Here is a 20,979-nt window from a genome sequence, read left to right as displayed (position 1 = left end):
GTAAAGGATGTTCAAATCCAAAGTTGTTAAGAAATAAAGTCCTTTGGCTGTTAAATAAAAATCATGAAGTATGTTATCAAAGGACACAAAATGATAGATGCCTACTAAAGAAACAAAAACTATTCTATTGGATTTCAAATTCAAAAAACAAGTAATTTATATTAGCCTGAATCGCGTCGCTTTTTGTTAGTTTAAGAAATTGTTTTTGTTTTAAGGTGTTGTAAATTAGGGTTTTAGGTGTTTTTGGGGTGAGCTCACAATTTTTGTAGCAAACTTATGGTTGTTTGTATTCAATGATAACAGGCATGATTTGTTGATCGGTTGCAATTCCTTGAACTTGGATGCCATTTTTTTGATAGACTAAGTTTTTAGAAGGAATCAAATCCGTTCCAATAACGGTATATATTCGTTGAACGACATCCAAATACTCCTCTATGCTATTCATTTCATCAATAAGCTGCTCGATTCTTAATTGCTTTTTTGAGAATAAAACAACAATATGATTTTTTCCGTCCTTACCTTTTAGTTCGTCTACTTTTAGACGTTCTAAATTAGAGGGAACAATAAATTCAGCTGTTGTTTCTCCTTTAAAAAATACTTTGTCTCCTTTTTTGGGGTATTGCAAATAAATGCCTCTTTCTGCATCGCCTTCAATGACATAAATATAGCCTTTTTGATTGTTGACAACAGCAATGTTGTAGGTGGTATTGGTTGGATAAAGTTCTTTTTCGTTGATATACATATTCCCATTGCGAACCACAGGCATTTCAGTTCCTTGCATAAAGACCGAAACTTGCCCACTCAAACCTTTTTCGGCTGCTAAAACTTTTAATTGACGTTTGGAGTATTGACTTTTAGGAAAGGTTAAGTAATTTCTTAGATTGATGGCAGCGTAAAGCATTTTTTGATATTGTTGCTCTGTAAAATGATCGCAGCAATACAAACGAGGATTATCAGACATTAAGTTTTTGGTATCTGGCTTATAAAAACGTTTTCTGCCCGATTGATCTTGTTTTTTTCCAATATACCCACAACGATCATCAACAGAACTTAATTCCAAACCAGGATCAGCTGGCGTGTCGCAAATCAAGTCCCCTTCGGTTGCACAGTTTTCGCCATTCACCCACTCTTGCGTTTCAGATACATTGAGTCCAGAAGTAGAGAACAATGTAAAATAGTGTCCCATTTGACGAGCGAGCGAAACACCATCTGATAAACATTCGTTGGCTAGGAATATACGATCCGTATTTTTTTCTAAATCCTCAGGATAATATGTATAACCACAGAATTTTAGGGGACCGTCTGAAATACTTCCAACAATATACAAGTTGATGACATTTTTAGAATCGTTACTGCCACAAAGAGCATTTTCATCTTCCTTGTTAAAGTCAAAATACTTGTCATTTGAGATATAGTTAAAGTCACCCAATGGAACAAATTGGACATAAATTTGCACAAAGTATTTGTTGAGTTTGGCAAAGGCTTCTTTAATCTCTTCGATACTGGCAGAATTGGAGGTCGTACTTTTGACAATATGTACTTTAACTGGAATTTCCATCATACTCAAAGAAGCAGGCTTTTCAAATTCTTTGAGAGCTTCCTGATGGCTCATCAAAAATGTTAATTGCTCGTCATTAATGGTTGTTCCTGATATTTGTTTTCCTTTTAGTATTTTTTGATCTTGAGCATGACTAAAATTAGTGAAAAGTAGTAATAAATAGACTACAATAAAAGGTAGAGAAAAGAATGATTTTGTAATAAAAGGTAAATAAGGTACTTGTAATTTCATAGTTAGATTGTATATATTATGTTTTGTAGTTGACGCAACTGAAACGTGTATGACTTCTAAATAAAGTTAAGCAAAAACCAAAAATGATTCCAAATCAAAATAAAACAACCTGTCTATTTTAACCATATAAAAGAATGGTTAAAACGGACAGGCTGGGAAGTATAAGTGGGGGTATTTTATCAGATTATAACGAAGGTAGTGTGATTTCCGTTTGAAAATTATCTTCGGTAAGTTCAAGCACTTCGGCTTCGGTGTTTTTATTGGTGATCGTAAATTTGGCATCGCTACCATCTGTATTAACTTCTAAAGTGCCTTCGATTTTATATTTAGGAGTCCAATGATCTTTCCATGTGATGGCCAAGTCAATCGTATGACGCTCTCCATCTTTTTGAGCATTCAAAACAGTAGCCTTGGGTTTTGCAAAGTTGTCGCTATAAACCATACGAATAGCAGGATAGATAATGGCTGTTGCAAAATCACTAGGACGATCCCCATCTCGAGTATGGTTTTTGTATTTAATCACATCAACATCTGTGTCGGCAGTGCCACCTCCACCACCACTACGATGGTTACGGTTAGAGGAAGAACGATGAGTGCGCTTTTTCTTTTCGGGTTCTTCTTCAACATAAATAGCTTCCTCCTCATCACCCCAGTTGACATCCGAAACCAAGGTGTTAGAATCAACTTGCGTCGAATCTGTAGCATCCGTTGTATCCGAAGAACTATATTTCTTTTTACAACTTACAATCAATAAAACGGTAGATAATATTAATAGGTATCTTATCATAATAAATTAATTTAGTTTAACATCCACAGGTAAATTGCTCTGTGTTGAATGGGGGAGATTGCTTCTACGAAAAGCATATCCCTAGAAAAATAGAGCGAATCAGGCAAATTGCAAAATTTTGAGCCTTATATTAATGATTATATCAAGCGAATCGTAAAGGTTCAATATGCTATTGTTTATTGATTTACTCTTGGTATAGGCTAAACAGTTCTTACTAAGAGTGTTTAACCAGTCGTTTGGGCTGAATTGGTTTTGGTTGCCTTTAATTCTTTGTGCTGTATGCTTTTGTTGGGGTGCAATAAGCGCAAATAAATAGATGATTCTAATTTAGGATAGAACTAACTTCATCTGTTTTCAAAAAAATATTACCTTTATTACACAATTTTAACATGAAGTAGTCCAATATTAACTTTTATACTTCTACTCACATGTTAAATTGATAGAACTTCATACTTCTCTTTTAAGTAAAAACGCACAATGAGACTTATAGTTACTTTTTTGTTCATTATTTTGAGTATAACTGCCATCTTTGCTCAAAATCCAACCGATAGCAATACTGTTCAGCAAGTAGATACTTTAAACAACGTTGATAGCAATTCAATTGTTCAAGCTGATCCCGAACCAACACGACCTGTTATAGATACCTTAGGGCTTTTGGATTTTGATTTACAGTTTGAAGCCAATCAGTTAACCATTATAGCTAAGAACGTTTACCGACAGTCAACCATTCCGAATCAGTTTGCCTCAACAATAGAACTCGGTGGGTCGACAAAAGTTGTTCTATTTGAAAAGGGCGTTGCTCATTTGGATTATGAGGCTTCCTATGCAGGAGAATTAGTATCTGTACGCTCAAAATACAGAGCTTGTAAAGTTAAAAATTGTGCAGATTGTGATCCATTAACTCATCCCAAAGAAGACGAAATTATTTGTCTAGACAACCAGCACACACAGTTAGTGCACGTGCAAAAATATAAAAATGGAGGCTTGCGTATTCAAGCCATTCCTTTGTGGTGGTCAATTATACCGCCACTAGTAGCCATCTTTTTAGCTTTGATTTTCCGTCAAGTATTATTGGCTTTATTTATGGGGATTTTGGCAGGAGCTTGGGTCATTGGAGGGATGCAACTAACACCCTATGGTTTGCTTAAAAGCTTCTTTAGTGTTATTGACCATTATATTATTGGAGCCTTGAATAATTCGAGCCATTTGTCCGTCATTGTATTTTCAATTATGATAGGAGGAGTGGTTGCTATTATTTCTAGAAATGGAGGAATGGCAGGTGTGGTAAAAAAGCTGGCACCTTTGGCGAAAGGCCCTAAAAGCACTCAATTTGTTGCTTGGTTGTTGGGAGTTGCTATCTTTTTCGACGATTATGCCAATAGTTTAATTGTCGGAAATACGATTCGTCCATTGACCGACAAATACAAAATATCGAGAGAAAAATTAGCTTATATTGTCGATAGTACTGCCGCACCTATATCTGCGGTTGCTTTTATAACCACTTGGATTGGAGCAGAGTTGAACTATATCAGTGATGCAATGCCCTTGTTGTCTGGCTTGGAGAATCCTCCATCTGCGTACTCTATGTTTTTGAGTTCGTTGCCTTATTCGTTTTATTCGTTCTTTACATTGATTTTTATTCTAATCATTATTTTTACAGGAAGAGATTATGGAGGAATGTATAAAGCGGAGTGCCGCGCAAGAACAACTGGTCGTGTGTTTGATACTGAGGGAGAAGCATTAAGTGACGATGATATGGAAGAGTTAGAACCTGTGGAAGGAGCGCCACATCGTTGGATAAACGGATTCTTACCAATTTTAATGGTCGTGTTCGGAACTTTGATGGGGTTGATTGATACAGGGATGCAGGCTTCGTATAGTGCATTAGTAGAAAATGGAGTACAGGTAGCGCACAATGGATGGGGGGAAGTTTGGTCAAAAATGCAACTGCTGGAATCTTCAGGAGAGGCAGGTTTTGTTCGAAAAATGGGTATCTTAATAGGAAACTCTGACTCTTATGCCGCATTGCTTTGGGCGTCTATGTCGGCTATTGTCTTAGCATTGATTTTGACAGTAGCTCAGGGTATTATGAAACTTTCGGACGCTATTGAAACGGTTGTCGCTGGGTTCAAAACAATGATGCCAGCCTTGTTGATTTTGATTTTAGCATGGGCTTTGGCAACGACAACAGAAGAGTTATCTACCGCAGAATTTTTAACGACTACCTTGGGAGATAGTTTGAGTCCTTATATGGTTCCTGTTGTTGTGTTTATTTTGGCTGCTGTCATCGCTTTTTCAACAGGGTCAAGTTGGAGTACCATGGCTATTTTATACCCAATCGCTATTCCTCTTTGTTGGAGTATCAGCCAAAACGCAGGTTTGCCACTAGAAACGGCAATGGAGTTGCTGTATAATGTCATTGCAGTGGTTTTAGCTGCTTCTGTATTGGGCGACCATTGTTCTCCTATTTCGGATACAACCATCCTTAGCTCGCTGGCATCGAATTGTAACCATATAGATCACGTCAAAACGCAACTTCCTTATGCGTTGACAGTAGGAAGTATTAGTATTACAATGACCTATGTTTCTACGGCATTTGGTATTCCTTTTATCATCAGCTTTGTTGTTGGAATAGCCTTGATGTTTGGAGCTGTCATGCTATTTGGGAAAGAAGTCCCTAGTTCCAATTTAGAAACAATGGCAGAAAAATAACGATTACAATGAATGGATTGCTTTTAGTTATACTGATGTTTTATTCTTTGTTAAGTCTTGGGCAAGAAATAGAGCAGGCTTATCATGATAATGGACAACTTAAAGAAGAGGGAAAGGTTATTGATAATCAGCGTGAAGGGGTATGGACATTTTATCATCCGAATGGAGAAATTAGTGGCAAGGGAAATTATAAGCATAATGAGCCTGATGGCAAATGGTTATTTTATTATGATAACAAGGAAGTAGAGTTGGAAGGGTATTGGTCGAATGGGCAGCGAGAAGGTGATTTTAAATATTATTATGAAAGTGGAAAACTGCTTTCTGAAGGAAAATTTATAAATGATGCGCAAGAAGGTACTTGGAAGTATTATCACGAGCATGGACAACTGGGGAAAGAAGGTAGTTTTGAGCAAGGGGTAAAGCATGGTTCTTGGAAAACTTACTTTGGGCATGGGCAATTAAGAACAACCGAAAATTATTCGAGAGGACAATTATCTGGTGCTTGTTCTGTTTTTTATAAAAATGGAACTTTACAAGCCAGTCGATTTTTTCGAGCCGTTGCAGATGTTGCTGTTAGCCCTGATTTGAATAAAGATTTGAAAGATAAATCCTATTATTGGATTGTTGAAGAAATTGATATAGAAGAAAATCGAAAAGATAAAACGTGGAAGTTGTATTATGCCAATGGAGCTTTGGAGGCAGTACAAAATTATAAAGATGGCTTAAAAGATGGCGTTTGGAGTTCTTATTACGAATTTGGAACGTTAAAAATGTCCAAGACCTATGAAAAAGGTATAGAAACAGGAGAGGTTATTTTTTACTATCCTACTGGAAAACTAAGGTCAAAAGGCTATTTGATAGATGGACTGAAAGAAAAAACTTGGACAAGTTATTATGAGAATGGCAAGGTATTGAGCGAAGAGTACTTTCTAAAGGATAAGAAAAATGGCACTTGCTCTTATTATAAAGAAAATGGTGACTTAAAAGGTACTTATCAATACAAAGAAGATAAATTATTAAAATAATATATTGCGTATACGATAGTTTGTTATTCTATTGGAAATCAATAGGGTATTAATAATTGAAACTTATGCAGTATTAGCAAAATAAGCATTAAACTAGAATGAATCAAAATATAAACACCAATACATTACCACCTTTTGCTTGTACACACAGTCCTAATTTGCCAGAGCTATTGATGCAACTCAACTGCACCATCGTAGTAAGTACTTATCAAGCAGGAAAAGTAGTCTTAGTTAGTGCTACGAATCGCAATCAATTGGTGCAGTTGCCTCGAACGTTTAAACGTGCAATGGGGATAGCCGTAAAGGACAATAAAATGGCAATAGCTACTGAAAATGAGGTGATTATTTTGGCGAATTCAAAGCGACTAGCAGAGACATATCCCGCCAAACCAAATACATATGATGCGTTGTACTTGCCTAGAGCAACGTACTATACAGGGCATTTGGATATGCATGATTTGCATTATGGAAAGGATGCTTTGTGGGGGGTGAATACTTCGTTCTCTTGTCTTTGTAAGATAGACTCGGATTATAGCTTTCGTCCTGTCTGGAAGCCTCATTTCATTGATAAATTAGCTTCAGAAGATCGCTGTCATTTAAATGGCTTAGCAATGCAAGATGGAGAACCTATCTACATTTCTGCCCTAGGTACGGGAAATACACTTCAGAGTTGGCGAGATAATATTATTGGTGGTGGAGTTTTGATGGATGTGGCCAGCAATGAAATTATTGCGAGCGGTTTGGCAATGCCACATGCGCCCCGCTTATACGATGGAAAACTTTATGTTTTATTATCAGCAAAGGAGCAGTTGGTTTGTGTAGACCCCGCAACTGGAAAATATGATGTAGTGACTCAAGTGCCAGGCTTTGTTCGAGGGATGACTAAATATGGAGAATATCTATTTATAGGAACCTCTAAACTGCGAAAAAAATCTTCTACTTTTAAGCACTTGAAAATTTCAAAGGAATCTGATGCGGCAGGAATTAAAGTTGTTCATTTGCCTTCGGGAAAGGTAGTAGCAAACTTAAATTGGTTGTCTAGTGTTGATGAAATTTACGATGTGCAAATTTTGCCGAATGCAAGTCGTCCGAATATTATCAATACTTATACTGACGCACACCAAAGAGCCTTAATGTTGCCCGATACAACTTATTGGTCTAAGTCAACACCTCCCCAAAAATAAGCGTTGAGGGGAAGATTCTGAAATGGTCAATAAAAGTATGCCAATGAAAATCGAAACAGCCTTAGGGCTGTTTTTTATTTTGTCAAATTCATCTCCTCAAAAAGGGCATTACTCTTTGGAAACGAGACTTGTAATACAATCAACTATTTCTATAGCTTATTATTCATGTTATAAGAAGTATTTATCATAAAATTTTAAATTTTTAAAAACAAAACAAATAAAAAACTAGTATTTTATTTTTTAAATACATATATTGTGAAAAAAATAAAAACACAAGAATAAAAAATACCAATACTTTTTGAAAGCAGAATAATCGACTGTCTATAAAAAAGTAATACTGTACTGATTTTATAAATACTATCAAACTCTTTTTCCTCTTTAAAGAGTATTTTCAATGTAAGTTGAATTTTTAGCACACAATTGTTACCGAAATGAAAACGGTCACTTTTAGACAATCTAAAAATGTCGTGAACGGCTTTTTTGATAAGAAATTTTATGTCCTAAAGTACCTAAAAATTAACTAATTAAGTTTTGAGTAATTATCCTCTGGGTTTGGCAGAGTAGGATACTATTTTTTATCCATTCGCTTTATTGAAAAATCACATTAGAGCTGTTACAATTTCTATACAAGAGTTGTAATATAGCCTTAGGTGTGCCCCTTTTATTGGTTTGTATTTTAATCAATACCCTTTAATTCACTAGAATTAAAGCAGGCTATTGACGTCCTATTATAATGAATTAACTATTTATCTATCTATAAATTGTAAGTGTTTAGTCTAAGAACACCATTAACCTAATTTATTTTAATAACACATTTAACACACACTATTATGAAAGGGATTACATTAGTAAAGCTTTTTACTATTCTCGCAGTTTTACCATTATTACTTTTTTCTTGTAACAAAGATGCACCTCAACAAGTCCAAAACGTAGCAGCAGAAGAAGTAGTTACGCCTGTTAGTAATGAGGGAAAAATAATACCTAATCAATACATTGTTATTTTGAAAGATGCAGCTGTTGCGCCAGCAATATCTTATGCCAATGGACCTTTTACAGATAGAGCTGCTAAAAGCCAATTTATGAAGGAAAAATCAACGATAGTCATTGATCAGTTGAATCGTTTTTTAATTGACGAAGAAATTGATCCTACCAAAGTTCTGGCATACTATACGGCAGTAATGTCTGGGTTTGCTATTCAATTGACAGAAGCTGAGTATGAAAAATTGTCCAAAAATAACAAGGTAGCTTCTTTAGAACATGACCGTGAAGAATCTTTGCCAGATTTTAAAATTGAGAGCATAGACAACAGCGGAGCAAGAGCACAAACAACGCCTTGTGGGATTACTAGAGCAGGGGGAGCTGCGAATGCTGGAACTGCTCGATGGATTTGGATTGTAGATACTGGTATTGATTTAGACCACCCTGATTTGAATGTTCAAACATCTTATTCGGCAACATTTGCGGGAGGAACTGCAAATGATTGTAATGGGCACGGAACACATGTAGCAGGAACCGCTGCTGCTCGAAATAATTCTATCGGTGTTGTGGGAGTTGCTGCTAACGCGCCTGTTGTTGCCGTAAAAGTATTTAGTTGTAGCGGAAGTGGTTCTACTAGTGGAATTCTTAGTGGGTTAAACCATGTGGCTAGCAACGACTTGGCAGGAGATGTTGTGAATATGTCTTTGGGGGGCTACTATGGAAATGGTTGTTCTACAGGCTCTTCTTATAGAACCATCTTAAATAGCTTGAGTAATGCTGGCACTCGCGTTGCTTCTGCGGCAGGAAATAGTAGTGCTCATGCAAAATACTATCAACCAGCTTGTGTTAATGCACCAAATGTATTGACGGTTGCTTCTATGACTTGCTCTAGAAACTGGTCTTCCTTCTCCAATTACGGAAGAGGACCATGCGATTTTATTGCAACAGGTAGTAGTGTTTATTCCACTTATTTGAATGGAGGGTACGCAACATTGAGTGGTACATCTATGGCAACACCACACGTAGCAGGTATTATGCAAGTACGCAATGCGTTGCCAAGGAGCTCTGGATCGGTTTCTAACCGTGGAGCATCTTATCCCATTGCTGTTCGATAGATAGACAATTTAGACTAAATACTTACTTATGGATTATGCTTAGCTTTTTAATGTTTGACAATCAATTTGTTATTTTTTAGACTTGATGAGTGTTTTGATTGACAATCTATAATGTAGCGCCTTTGAAGAACCACCAATGATAAGGCTAAACAGAAACAAGCTACTAATCCATAACCACACTATAATAGCATAATTAAAAATGGCTGCTTCTTATTAAATTGTTAGAAGTGGTCATTTTTTTTGATAAAAAAGGCGAGGGATAACATCTATTAATTCATTGGTATTGAATAAAAAAATGATGAAGTATAGGAAAAAAGTCGTTAATTTTTTGTAAATTTATAGAATGAAAGGTAAACACTTTTCTACATGAATAATTAAACTATCACACTACACAAAATTCATTTTAGTCATGAAAGATTTTCCATTACCACGTTAAGTTAAAAAAGAGAAAATGTCCTATTTCTCGATCAATAAACACAAAAGCTATTTTGATACGATATCAAAATAGCTTTTTCTTTTTTAGGGAGATAGTGGATGGGTTAGTTGAGAATGGGAGTAGGAATTTGAGCAATAATACTGTAGGTGCCACCTTGTTCTTCTAATACGTTTTTCCAAAGCTCCTTATTATCACCAAATACGTAGTCAATATGCCCATTTACTGTCATCCAAGATAATATTTTTTGTTCTTCTCTTAGTTGTCCTGCTGACCAACCAGAATATCCAACAAAGAAACGAATGTCTCTAGGTTGTATTTTCCCCATTTCAATAAACGATTTGAGTTGATCAAAATCACCTCCCCAATAAACGCCTGAAAGTACTTTGATACTATTAGGCAGTAAATCACCCTTAGTATGCAAATAATGAATGGTGTCAGTTTGGACAGGACCGCCATAGTATACTTCAGATTCAAATTCAGGGAAGCTTGAAATTAAGTCATTGATATTCATTTCAATTGGTTTGTTTAAAATAAAACCAAAAGAACCATCCTGTTGGTGATCGCACAATAAAATGACACCTCTTTTGAAGTTAGGATCCATCAAAAAAGGTTCTGCCACCAATAGTTGTCCAGATTTCAATTCTTCCTCTTTATTTCTGCTCAATGTTTTCTTAGTTTTAATGATTCGAATAAGGCAATCTGCAAATTGTTGCTGTATAGGCTTTGTTGATAAATAAAAATTAGATACAGAATTGCTAAGTTGCCCCAAAGCGAAGTTAGTAAAAAAAAAGCGTTCTTTGACAAATCGTTCCTACGTTTGTTAGAACAAGTGATGATTTTCAAAGAGTCTTTCCAAGATACAAGTACCGCTCAGTTGTAAGACACATTTCTAAGTTTTTTGTAACCTTTTAGGGACACAGCATTATTATAAATGTATAAATGATGAGCTAAATACTTCTTTAGCTATTGCTTTGGTCAAACTATCTTGTAGGGAGATGGTTTGACTTTTTTGCAAACAACCACTTTGTCTAATAATAGGTCAAACTGATGTGATTTTTTCACAAAGTAGTGCTATTAAAACAATAAAAATAGAACTGTGTTCAGTCTTAGGTGCTAAAAAAGATTCTGAATAGAGGATTTAAAGCTATTTTTTTGATGAAATGTGACTCCAATAATCAAAAAATAGTATCTTCATTATGAATTAAAAGTGAATCCCCATTTTTTGCTGCAAAGGTTTATATAAGAGTTGGTTACAGCAAGAAATAAATAAAAATTGGAACGGATGAAAAAAGAATATTTAGCACATTTTTTTCTCATATTAGAGTCTTTGTTATATGCAGGTAGCTATACTGTTGCCAATGATGCCGCTGCGTACATTTCTCCATTTGAACTAACTTTGTTGCGTGCCATTTTTGCCGCTTTGATTTTTGGAACAGTTCAATTTATTAGTGTTCGAGAAAAAGTAGATGGAAAAGACTTGCTGTTGTTGGCTGTTTGTTCATTATTTGGAATTACAATTAGTAATGTTTTGTTTTTTGGAGGTTTGGCATTAACTACTCCAATCAATGCATCACTACTGACATTAACTTCCCCTTTATTTTTGATACTATTCGCCATTATTGCTAGGGGAGAGATAGAGGTGGGAAAATTAGTAGGCGTTTTTATTGCTTCGATTGGTGGTGTTTTTTTGATTTGGGGCGATACAGGGTTGGTCAATGATGCTAAGAATCCATTATTAGGAAATATGATGGTTGGAGCTAGTGCTGGGGCATATGCTATTTATTTGACACTGATTCGCCCTTTGTTGCTCAAATATCATCCCCTAACAATTTTAAGGTGGTTGTTTACATTTGGTATGGTCTACCTGTTTCCTGTATGGGGATGGGGCTTGACCAGTATCGAATGGAGCGAATTTAATACGAATGTTTGGATTGCGTTAGGGTTTATTTTGATTTGTATTACATTTATTACCTTTTTGTTAAATACATTTGCGCTCAAAGTTTTGGATGCTTCTATTGTAAGCACCTATATTTATACCACTCCTCTTTTTACAGCTTTAATAGGGATTTTGCTGGATGGGAATAGTTCCTCTTTGAGTTTACTTATAGCAGGTATACTTATTTTATTGGGTGGATACTTGGTGTCACAAACCAATGGGGTGTTTGAGGATGCAGTGGTAGAAGAAGAAGATTTGGAAGTGAAACCTACGTTATAAGTAATCGTTCATAAAAATTTATAGGCAAAATAGAATTCTTTTTGCACTGTTCTTCATCAAAAAATCTCGTTTTAGCCCGCTAAAACTTCAATTCTTTTCTTTGAACAGCACTAAAAACAATTACATTTTTAACTATACTTTTTTCTGTCCACTTACTTAAAAAGAAAAAAATAGAATTATTTTAACACAGCGGTAACATAAGTTGGTAGAGCTGCATTAAGAGCTACCAAACACAAGAAATATTCCTAGCACTTAGGTGCTAAAAGTTCCTAGGTTACCCATATAATCATAGCTAAAAATACAAACAAATAAACTAAACCTAAAGATAAGCTACTCAATTTGAGTAGCTTTTATTTTTTTATCAAAATTTGACAATAAAACACTTTTTGGGTCTCACTTTTAGCTATTCCAATGCCAGTTAGATTAAAATCTCCTTCAATATTGTTGCGATGGCTGCTGCTATCCAACCAACTATTGACAATTGATGGCGCATTTTCTTGACCAGATGCCACATTTTCGGCTACACTAGAGCCATGTAGCTTACTTAGTAGTTGCTTGGCACGATCTTCAAAACCTTGGTGTCCAAAAGGTATTTTTCCTGAAGCCATAGCTTGTGCGTGTTGTGTGGCAATAGCTTGTATATGTGGATTGATTTGCAATGGGGGAAGATATTGTCCTGATCGATGTTTATTAATCAGTTTTAAGATAGCGTAGTTTAAATTAACATCTGTGGTTCCTTCTTGAGAAGGTTCTAAGGTGTCTAAATTAGTTACAGGAGCTTTGATAAAAAGCTGTGTGAAAATATTTTCATTTTGAGAATTTTTAACAATAGAAATACCTGTTAAATTGAAGTCTCCTTCAATATTATTGCGATGTCCAGAGCTATTTAGCCAACCGTCTACAACTTCTTTAGCACTCCGTTGTCCCATTGCTACATTCTCGGCAGCAGCCGAACCATTCAACACTTGAACTAGTGTATTGGCACGTTCAGAAAATCCCTCATGACCAAAGGGAATGTTTTCTTTTGCTATGTTGGTAGAGTGTTGAAAACTAGAATTTTGTATAGAGGGATGAATGCTGAGTGGAGTGAGGTTTAGGCTTGCTCTGTGTTGGTTGATTAATTCTAAAATTTCTAATTCTAAATCGGAAATATTGGTCATATTAAATGGTTTTTTATCGGATTTTGATTTCTTTTTGTAGAAAAAGGTAAAAAAATAGGATAAGGGACAACGAGATTGTGGCAAATATACGTTATTATTAGTATAAACAAATTAACACACTCAAACAAATAAAGACACTCCATGAAAATAAAAGGAACTGTAACACATCAGAATTTATCGGGTGGTTTTTGGGGAATTATAGATGAGAATGGCAATAAGTGGAAACCGCAAGAAATGCCTAAAGCATTGCAAAAAGATGGCTTAAAGGTAGTGGTAGAAGCAAAAAAAGTAGCTGGAGGTATTTCAATTTTTATGTGGGGAACTACTATAAAAATTTTGGAGTTTAATATAATGTAAAAAGTGCAACCACTTTTATGGATTGCTTCGTTAAAAAATCAACGAAGTATTATTTATGACTATGTTCAAACAACTGTAAGAACTACAAAAAAGGTAACCTTTTGATAAAAAGGGCATTAATTAAAGAAATAGATAACACAATAGGATGAGTATGCTCACATTAATTATATTTTTGGCTTCTTTTGTTTCTTTGGCTTTTTGGTTTCTGTTTAAAGAAAACAATGAGATACGAGGAATTTTTGGAAAGCTATTCTTAAGTTCGTTTGGACTTTATTTGGGAATGGCGTTGCTAATGCCAGGAGTTGTTTCTTGGTCAACACTTGCGATCAACATTGTCTTTCTGTTTGGAGCAGGCTTTTTTCTAAATACTTTTAGTAGCAGCAAGATTATTTTTATTCCTATGTTGATTTTAATGACCATAGGATACTATTGTGGTGTAAGAGGAATTGATTGGTTCCCATTTGCCGAGTCAGATGCTTTGGAACAGACAACATCAACTTCTACTAATATAGATGGTTTAGACCCTGACAATGAGTTGTTGGTAGAAGTTAGTAATGGTCATCAATTGTCCGAATTACAAACTATTATTGATCAATATCAGCTAAAGCTAGAGCCTGCTTTTGCTCTTAAAGATGGCGCAAGCACAGACTTGGACGATTATTATGCAGTTAATATCCCAACCAATCAAATTGCACATTACGATGCGATTGTTGCTACGTTTAAAGCGAGTAATTTAATTGATCATATTGAAGCGAATGAAGTGTTATCGTTGGATCCTTCAGAAAGTATTGCTAAAGATGTGCTGGCTCGCAAGAAAAAGAAATATACAGCAAATGATCCAGATGTAGAAAAAGTTTGGGGACATGAAGCCATGGATGTAGAGGCATTGTATGAATTATTGGCAACGCAAAAAATACAACCTAAGAAAAAAGCAAAAATTGCAATCATTGATACAGGGGTAGACGCAAAACACGAAGATTTAAACAGCAGCTTTGTATCTATTTCGACCGATCATAATACGGATCCTCATGGACACGGAACGCATTGTGCAGGGATTGCAGCGGCTGTTTCCAACAATGGTATAGGAATCGCTTCGTTTGCACCAACAGGCGATTTTGTAGAGGTAACTAGTGTAAAAGTATTTGGCAAATATGGCAATACAACACAACGAACAATCATTAATGGAATGTTATTGGCGGCGGATAATGGGGCAGATGTTTTGTCAATGTCTCTTGGTGGACCTGCTACAGCGCAATCTCAAAGAGCATACAAACAGGCTGTCAAGTATGCGAACAAAAAGGGAGGTATTGTAGTAGTGGCTGCTGGAAATGAAAATATAGATGCCAGAAAACGAGCACCTGCTTCTGTCGATGGAGTGATTACAGTAGCAGCATTAGCACCAGATTTGGATAAAGCAGTATTCAGTAATGATGTTAGCGGTCTAAAAATGGGAATCGCAGCTCCAGGAGTAGATATTTACTCTACTATTCCAAATAATAAATACGAATATTTTAATGGAACTTCTATGGCGACTCCCTATGTGGCGGGGTTGTTGGGGCTTATGAAATCTATTCAACCTAAGTTAACAACCGAAGAAGCCTATAAAATATTGAAACAAACAGGTCTAGAGACTCGTAATACTAAAGTTACAGGTGCGTTAATTCATCCTGCAAATGCCGTTAAAAGTTTGTTAAAGAAATAGTGTTTTTGGCAATATTTTTGCTGTATTATTGGTAATGATTAATAAGAAATTATGAAAGACACATTTATATATAACATCATCTTAACTTCCTTTGTAGCAATTTTGCTAACTGGATGTGCCAATGATGCTGCACCAGTTGCTGCTAATGATGACGATAGCGCTATTGTTAACAATGAAAACTTAGCACTGAATACTACTTCTTCAACAACTGCTATAGACGAAGAAATGACGATTTCTGTGCCAATTCAAGAACACGAAATTCGTTTGATTCGTGCCAAAAATGAACAAAAAGAAGCCAAATTGTCCGACGCTAATGTCAAAGAATTAGAATCTTGGTGGGATAGTTTGCCTAAACCTGTTCAATCTCAGATTAAATCAAACGAAATAGATATTGAAGTGGTATCTAATATTCGTACAAACGATAAAAAGGATATTAACCCTCAATTAAATGACTCACAAATAGAAAATACAGGTGAAGCTTTGGAACAAATTATTGGTTCTGAAACAGAAATGAAATATACTGTTAGTACAACCCTGATTGATGGTCAAAAAAATCCACAAGAAGGCGAACATGCAACCAATATTCGTTTGGTAAAACAAGTTCCTGTAAAATTGCAAGAGTTTACAGCAGATATTTTTCTAAGAGAAAAAAATGTTACCAATGACAATATCAAAACATTGCAATATTGGTGGACAAATCTACCACAAGATGTCCAAAACAAAATAAAAAGAAGAGAAATTATCTTAGACGTTGTTTGTCATACGGTAGAGGAGATTGATGGAAAAGCAGACTTGGTAGCAGCAGAAGACTTTTCGGCTATCATGGGTGATGTTTTGAATCGTTTGGTAGGAGTATACAAAGCTGGTTCTAAAGAGTATTCCTTGGCTCAAATTAAAACCTCTGTACAACTAGAAAAAGCAAACGCTAAAAATTTGAAATTTCCTGCTAAGGAGTATGTGAAAATTTCATTGCGTAAAAATAAAGCGTTCTTGCCCAATTCTCTATAGATGTTCTTCATGAATGAATATTGTAGGCAAGACTTTAATAACAGATTGAATGACTCTCAAGAAATTGTTTCTTGAGAGTTTTTTGTTTTAAGTTAAACTATAATCGAACTCCGATTCCCAGTTCAAATTGTTGCCAAGGCATTGCTCGGTTGCTAACAACTTGATAATCTTCTCCAAATAAGTTATTGATTTGTAAGTAAAGATTTGCAGAAGTGTTTTTAAAACTAAAACGTTGATTCAAGCGCAGATACCCAACGTGGAATAGAGGTAATATTTCTGTATTAGCATTATCAATATACCGCAAGGACGTTACGCTATGCTGATACAACAAACTGGTTTGACGGTATTGAACTTGTAGTCGTATATTGGCATTGTGTGCTGGGGTATAAATAAGCTGTTTGCCAATGGTAGATTGTTCAGAGCCTTTGGTACGAGTGCTTTGTGTAAATGCGTAATTAGCGGCCGCTTTGAATTGCCATTGTTTCCAATGAAATTTTCCTTGCACATTTAATTCCATTCCTCGTGCCCAAACTTGTTCAACGTTACTTGGTCGCCACAAGCCCGCTGTATTGGGAGACCATAAAATCCAATCGTTTACCAAATTACAAAATCCAGTTATCGTTGTTTCAATATGAAACTGTTTGAACCAAAATGGTAGACAAAGCCCCAATTCACTATTCCAACTATATTCAGGTTTTAGGTTGCTATTTCCTAATGTGTTCCAATATAAGTCATTAAAAGTAGGCAAACGGTAGTTATGGGATAAGTGTAAGTTTAGTCGGAACTTTTTGTAAAAATTCCAGGTGCCTCCTAAGGATGCTGCTGGTGTAATTAGATTGTTATTGACCAACTCTTCTCTTATAGAAAACGTGCCTGCCCATTTCTTTTGGGCGCTTGTAAACTTATACGCACCAAAAAGAGCGAGTCGGTGTTGTTGAGGATCTTGAGTATAGCCTCCAGAACTGGCTTTAAAAAAGCTGTAGTTCAAGCCAAAATTGAAGTGGTGTAAATTGTTTAAATACCATTTATTTTCAATTTCAGAAATAGAACTTAATATCTTACTCAAGGAGTTAACAGCATCACTTTGAAAATGCAGGGATTCTAAGAATAGGGCGGATCGAGCTTTCCAAACTTGCGTATCAAAATAGGTTTTCCAATGAGCAACCAATCGCAATGCTTCATCTTTTTGAAAATCATTACTACTGCTCAATAATAAAGGGGGAGGAATTTGACGTTTGCTGTCTTGATACCACGCTTTGATTCCCAATTGATGCTTCTTAAACTTGACATTGTGCTCTTGCAAAATCCCCCATTGTTGCAAACGAGCGTTGGTTTGCTCTTTGATAGGCTTAGGAAAACCAAAGGCATTAATATCTTTAAATAGATAATTGTTTTTAGCATTATGATAAAAAGAACGAATACTGCCCGAATACCAATGATTGCTGTAACTTAAGTTGAATTGTTGGCCAATATCCTCAAAAGAACCTCCGTGCAAATTCCCTTCAAAATGCCAGCCTCTACCAAATTTTGAATTGGTTCCAAGGTGCAAGGCGCCTCCAATAGAACTATTGCCAAATAAGGCAGATTCGCCACCATACTGAATGTCTACATAGTCTACAAAAACAGCAGGAAGTAAGGAAATATCAGCTTGACCCAACATGGGGCTTTGGATGTTAAAGCCTTCCCATAAAACAGCGGTATGGCTAGCACCACCACCTCGTCCAGATAGGCTGCTAATACCACTTGGGCCATAGTTTTTGACAAAAAAAGTACTCTCTAATTGAAGTACTTGCGCTAAATTTCGACTACTATAAGTACTTAAAACTTCTTTGCCTAAGTGTTTGGTATTGTGTCCTAGCCCAAAGTCGGGCAAGCGACTTTTTTCAAGAATAATCGTATCACTATGATCGGTTAAGATGGTACTGTCTTGTTGTGCCATAATAGGAGTACTCAAGAAAAGTAAACACCATAAAATTAAATAGAATTGCATCCCTGTTGTTTTTGTATGTGCAAAACTAGGGATTTTATAAACAGTTTTAGGATACTGATGGGCTAATTTTTGACTTTTTTACAAATTCTATAGAAGCGTTTTTATGTCGGCAATCTATTCAGGAATCATCAAGGTGTAATCACGATAGGACATACCGCCCCAGATTCCCAAACCACCTTTAATGTTGGACTCAATACGAGTGTAGGTGCCAAAAGGTCCTTGAGAACCTGAATTATACTCTAGTGTTTGCCAAAATCGGAAGTGGGCATAATCAATGTTTGCCGCACGAAAAGTAACCGTATCGCCCCGCCAAAAATAACCAAAAGTATCAAAGTCAAAATCTCCAAAAGGATCTTGCCCACGAATAACTCCAAAGCTAAATTCTTGCCCATCAAAGATATTATCGTCACTCACCGACCCGTTGGTGCCTCGTGTACTAGAAGGGTAAAAAGGTTCGTTATTTCGTTTGGAAAAACCTCTATAATAATTGGGACCAACTGGATCTTTGAAATGAGCAGCTACTTCTACTAACGAATCATTGGCTGGATAGCTAGGATGGTTGATATAGGTCAGAGAATCTACGATAACAGCGTAAGGAATGGTTGTCGTAGCGGTGACAGTATTAAAATCATCTGTTTTAATTTCTAAATCATAACTTCCTCCTTCTTTTACATCGACTCCCAAGCCAACAATCCCCAATAAATCGGTATAGACACAAATATCAAATCCTGTAGAGTCAAAGTTGTTGGGTATTCCGATAGCTTGAAGGATTGCATCTCGAAGAAAGGGGGGGAGTGCCTGAAGATCGCTTACGCATAGTTCTTGTAATTGCACTTTGTTATTGCCATCCGAAATGCTAACTTCTGCATCATGGACAAAAATATCAGTTAAAATATCACTGCCAATCGTTGAGGAATATTCAATGCTTTTGGTTAGAATGACATAAGGCGGTAATGCTCCTGGACCTACACTAATATAACCTTCTACAACAAGCTCTGGACCGTCATAGGTAGTTTCAGGGATGAATTCTTTTTCGCAAGCCGTTGATAAAATGAATAGCAAAAAAAGACTAAGAATAGGTATGATTTTCATGAATGCTGTTTGGTGATACTCTGTAAAAAAAACTTGTATTAAAATTAATACTTTTAAACCAACATTGTTCACACTAAACTGTTAATTAATCGTTTTTATTAGCAGCTAGCAAAGTACTAGAACGTGAAATAAAATATAAGGGCATACAAAATCCAATGTAGAAATAGCAAACTGTAATATAGCTTTCTATTAGAATGTTGAAAATAATACGCAATAATTAAACACAGAGTGCCATACCAACCCAGCAATGTCCCTAACCTTATGAAAATATTTAGGTTAATAGGAATACTTTGGTACGTGTCGTACATGAAAGTGCCACCTATGATGATTACCCAACATAAAATAGGAATAAGTACGGCTTTTGAAATGGATTGGTGAAATAGTTCGTACAAACGTCCCTGCAAATAGTAATTGGAAAAAATAACCAAGCCTTCTAGGACAAAAAGTAATAGGACAGGTCTGATTGGAAATTTTATTGTATCTTGAAATTGGTTTAATAGGCTAAATAAACCAAACGTTTCAAATATTGTCGTATAGATAACAATACTGAAAATTAAGAGTATAAAATAAATGAAAAAAGTAATTCCTAGTTGCCTAAAACTAGGAGGTGTGTTGAGATTCGTAGAGCTTAGATGTTCGTCGAGTTGTTCCATTGTTTTGGTCGATTTCTTAGATGAGATGCAAAGGACAATTGTATCTTTATTGAAATATGAAAGAGTGGTTGATTATCATATCTATGTTATAGTAGTTCGTTGATTTTTTACTTTTTTACCAAAAAGATAAAAAAGCACATTTATATTAGTTTGATAATCAAAATTTTAACACAAAACGCAACAAAGACACAACTTGCTGATTATCAAACTAATAAAGTTTTTCAACGAACTATTGATGTTAAGAACAGAACGATTATTACTTTTTATTGTTAATAATAATGTTTTAAGGGGTATTATTATACCTATGCAATAATACGAATAAAACCTATAAGCATAACATGTAATTTCAAACTTTGAACAACTAGAAAACGGTCAATAATGAAAAAAATAAATAAGACAGAAGCAGAATGGAAAAATCAACTTTCTGACTTAGAGTATAACGTATTGAGACAAGCTGGCACTGAACGAGCTTTTACAGGGGCGTATTACAATCATGAAGAAGAAGGGACGTATTTGTGTAATGCTTGCAAAACACCTTTGTTTGATTCTACCAATAAGTATCATTCAGGATGTGGCTGGCCTTCTTTTTGGGGAGAGTTAGAAACGGCGAACATTACGCAACGAGCAGATAATAGCCATGGTATGCGACGAGTGGAATTGGTTTGTTCTACTTGTGAAAGCCATTTGGGGCATATTTTCAACGATGGTCCTCCACCAACAGGCGTGCGTTATTGTATCAATTCTGTATCTTTGGATTTTGTGCCTAAAAAATAATA

At 35.7% G+C, this 20,979-nt stretch carries 15 protein-coding genes; 9 read left to right on the top strand and 6 right to left on the bottom strand.

The genetic code is table 11. The annotated features are described in order from the left end of the window. Nucleotides 1-274: 274 nt before the first annotated feature. Together QP953_RS21945 and QP953_RS21940 are read right to left on the bottom strand one after the other, a co-directional pair. On the bottom strand, nt 275-1,789 hold the full coding sequence (locus QP953_RS21945) for a DUF4384 domain-containing protein (RefSeq protein ID WP_309552961.1): 1,515 nt from the start codon (nt 1,787-1,789) through the stop codon (nt 275-277). Between the two features lie 184 nt (nt 1,790-1,973). Further along, a complete protein-coding gene (locus tag QP953_RS21940) occupies nt 1,974-2,576 on the bottom strand; it encodes a hypothetical protein (protein WP_052592538.1) in 603 nt (200 codons plus the stop codon). 477 nt (nt 2,577-3,053) lie between these two features. Here QP953_RS21940 and QP953_RS21935 point away from each other — a divergent pair, with 477 nt between their 5' ends. From QP953_RS21935 to QP953_RS21920, 4 genes are all read left to right on the top strand, one after another. Beyond that, nucleotides 3,054-5,288: a Na+/H+ antiporter NhaC family protein gene (locus QP953_RS21935; protein ID WP_052592536.1), complete on the top strand. Its 2,235-nt coding sequence runs from the start codon at nt 3,054-3,056 to the stop codon at nt 5,286-5,288. 8 nt (nt 5,289-5,296) lie between these two features. After that, nucleotides 5,297-6,313: a toxin-antitoxin system YwqK family antitoxin gene (locus QP953_RS21930; protein ID WP_309552960.1), complete on the top strand. Its 1,017-nt coding sequence runs from the start codon at nt 5,297-5,299 to the stop codon at nt 6,311-6,313. A 98-nt stretch (nt 6,314-6,411) separates the two neighbouring features. Further along, on the top strand, nt 6,412-7,497 hold the full coding sequence (locus QP953_RS21925) for a TIGR03032 family protein (protein ID WP_052592532.1): 1,086 nt from the start codon (nt 6,412-6,414) through the stop codon (nt 7,495-7,497). A gap of 830 nt (nt 7,498-8,327) precedes the next feature. Beyond that, on the top strand, nt 8,328-9,590 hold the full coding sequence (locus QP953_RS21920; protein ID WP_309552959.1) for a S8 family serine peptidase: 1,263 nt from the start codon (nt 8,328-8,330) through the stop codon (nt 9,588-9,590). Between the two features lie 539 nt (nt 9,591-10,129). Here the strand turns inward: QP953_RS21920 and QP953_RS21915 are convergent. Next, entirely contained in the window at nt 10,130-10,690 is a 561-nt protein-coding gene (locus QP953_RS21915; RefSeq protein ID WP_309552958.1) for a YqgE/AlgH family protein, read from the bottom strand. Nucleotides 10,691-11,308: 618 nt separating this feature from the next. Here QP953_RS21915 and QP953_RS21910 point away from each other — a divergent pair. Next, complete coding sequence (locus QP953_RS21910; RefSeq protein ID WP_052592527.1) at nt 11,309-12,241, top strand: DMT family transporter; 933 nt, start codon at nt 11,309-11,311, stop codon at nt 12,239-12,241. 350 nt (nt 12,242-12,591) lie between these two features. Here the strand turns inward: QP953_RS21910 and QP953_RS21905 are convergent, their stop codons facing one another. Beyond that, complete coding sequence (locus QP953_RS21905; RefSeq protein WP_052592526.1) at nt 12,592-13,401, bottom strand: CAP domain-containing protein; 810 nt, start codon at nt 13,399-13,401, stop codon at nt 12,592-12,594. Between the two features lie 141 nt (nt 13,402-13,542). On the opposite strand from QP953_RS21905, the gene QP953_RS21900 reads away from it, so the two are divergent. From QP953_RS21900 to QP953_RS21890, 3 genes are all read left to right on the top strand, one after another. After that, entirely contained in the window at nt 13,543-13,758 is a 216-nt protein-coding gene (locus QP953_RS21900; RefSeq protein WP_052592524.1) for a hypothetical protein, read from the top strand. Between the two features lie 151 nt (nt 13,759-13,909). After that, entirely contained in the window at nt 13,910-15,460 is a 1,551-nt protein-coding gene (locus QP953_RS21895; RefSeq protein WP_309552957.1) for a S8 family serine peptidase, read from the top strand. A gap of 51 nt (nt 15,461-15,511) precedes the next feature. Next, complete coding sequence (locus QP953_RS21890; RefSeq protein WP_052592520.1) at nt 15,512-16,468, top strand: hypothetical protein; 957 nt, start codon at nt 15,512-15,514, stop codon at nt 16,466-16,468. Nucleotides 16,469-16,565: 97 nt separating this feature from the next. Here QP953_RS21890 and QP953_RS21885 read toward each other — a convergent pair whose 3' ends face one another. Further along, complete coding sequence (locus QP953_RS21885; RefSeq protein ID WP_052592518.1) at nt 16,566-18,458, bottom strand: TonB-dependent siderophore receptor; 1,893 nt, start codon at nt 18,456-18,458, stop codon at nt 16,566-16,568. Nucleotides 18,459-18,572: 114 nt separating this feature from the next. Beyond that, nucleotides 18,573-19,550: a DUF4249 domain-containing protein gene (locus QP953_RS21880; protein ID WP_052592583.1), complete on the bottom strand. Its 978-nt coding sequence runs from the start codon at nt 19,548-19,550 to the stop codon at nt 18,573-18,575. Between the two features lie 1,031 nt (nt 19,551-20,581). On the opposite strand from QP953_RS21880, the gene msrB reads away from it, so the two are divergent. Continuing rightward, complete coding sequence (msrB, locus tag QP953_RS21875; RefSeq protein ID WP_052592514.1) at nt 20,582-20,977, top strand: peptide-methionine (R)-S-oxide reductase MsrB; 396 nt, start codon at nt 20,582-20,584, stop codon at nt 20,975-20,977. Nucleotides 20,978-20,979: the final 2 nt, after the last annotated feature.

The sequence above is a fragment of the Aureispira sp. CCB-E genome (assembly GCF_031326345.1).
Taxonomy (GTDB): domain Bacteria; phylum Bacteroidota; class Bacteroidia; order Chitinophagales; family Saprospiraceae; genus Aureispira.
Note: the sequence above shows the minus strand (reverse complement) of the source record. Positions and strands in the feature narration are given on the sequence as shown.